We start from the raw sequence: 1350 nt of genomic DNA on the forward strand, positions 1-1350 counted from the left end.
GTTGCATGCCCATCGGCCGGCCCTTCTCGTCGAAGCCGACCGGGACGTTGAGTGCCGGGCATCCGCCCAAAGTGGCAAAGGCGGAGACCTGCATCCAACGGTGATAGCTGTCCATCGACCGCCCGGCGACCTCGCGCGGCCAATGGGTGGCGACGTCGAAGGGGAAGACCTGCGCCGTTGGCAGGACGATGAGGTCGAAGCGTTCGAACAGCGACAGCAACGTCCGGTGCCATGAGGAGCGCCGGACAGTGGCGGCGTGGACCTGCGGCGCGGTGAGGCGGATCGCCTGTTCGATTTCCCAAACCGCTTCCGGCTTCAGCAGCCTGCGTTTCGCCGGATCGTCATAGTGAGCTTTCAGCCCGCAACCGCTGCTCGCCTGGCGCAGCGTCACGAAGGCCTGCCACAGCGCTTCGAAATCGACATCCGGCACCAACGCTTCGCTGACGAAGGATGCATTGGCGAAGCGGGCCAGCGCGCTTTCGCAAAGCTCGAGGATCCCAGGCTCCATCGGCAGGTGGCCGCCGAGATCGCCGAGCCACGCAATCCGGCCGCCGGTGGCCTTCGTCCCCAAACCTTCGAGGAACGAGCCCTGCTTGTCATGCGAGAGCGGCGCACGCGGGTGGTAGCCGGCCTGCTCGTCGAGCAGCAGCGCGATGTCGCGCACGTTCCGGCCCATCGGCCCTTCGACGCCCATTTGCGAATGGAAGACATCGATGTCGGGGCCGGCCGGCACAAGCCCCTGCGAGGGGCGGAAGCCATAGACGTTGTTGTAGGCGGCCGGATTGCGTAGCGAGCCGCCGAAGTCGCTGCCGTCGGCGACAGGCACCATGTCGAGCGCCAACGCCACGGCGGCGCCGCCGCTCGATCCGCCGGCGGTGAGTGCCGGGTCGAAGGCGTTGAGCGTCGGTCCGAAGACCGGATTGTAGGTGTTGGAGCCCAGCCCGAATTCCGGAACGTTGGTCTTGCCGATGGTGATGGCGCCGGCCTTGCGGAGGCGCTCGACGAAGAAGTCGTCTTCTTGCGGGACGAAATCGGCGAAGATCGGCGAGCCGAAAGTTGTCCTCAGGCCCTTGGTCAAAGCCAGGTCCTTGATGGCGATCGGCAGGCCGAACAGCGATCCGGCCGCGCCGCCCTGCGCCAGATGGGCATCGGCCCTGTCGGCCTCGGTGAGGATGTCGGCGCGCTCGCGCAGCGACACGACGGCGTTGACGAGCGGGTTCACCGCTTCGATACGGTCCAGGAAGGCGCCGACCACCTCGCGCACCGACAGATGCCGCTGCCGGATGGCTTGGGCAAGATCGATCGCCGACAGGCGGCAGATGTCGCCGGCCGGCGGCACGGCGTGCTTGG

1 protein-coding gene is annotated in these 1350 nt (G+C 67.3%); it reads right to left on the bottom strand.

The annotated features are described in order from the left end of the window. On the bottom strand, positions 1 to 1350 hold a 1350-nt coding region (locus EOA29_RS36640; RefSeq protein WP_245468737.1), incomplete at both ends, for an amidase.

The sequence above is a fragment of the Mesorhizobium sp. M1E.F.Ca.ET.063.01.1.1 genome (assembly GCF_003998155.1).
Lineage (GTDB): Bacteria > Pseudomonadota > Alphaproteobacteria > Rhizobiales > Rhizobiaceae > Mesorhizobium.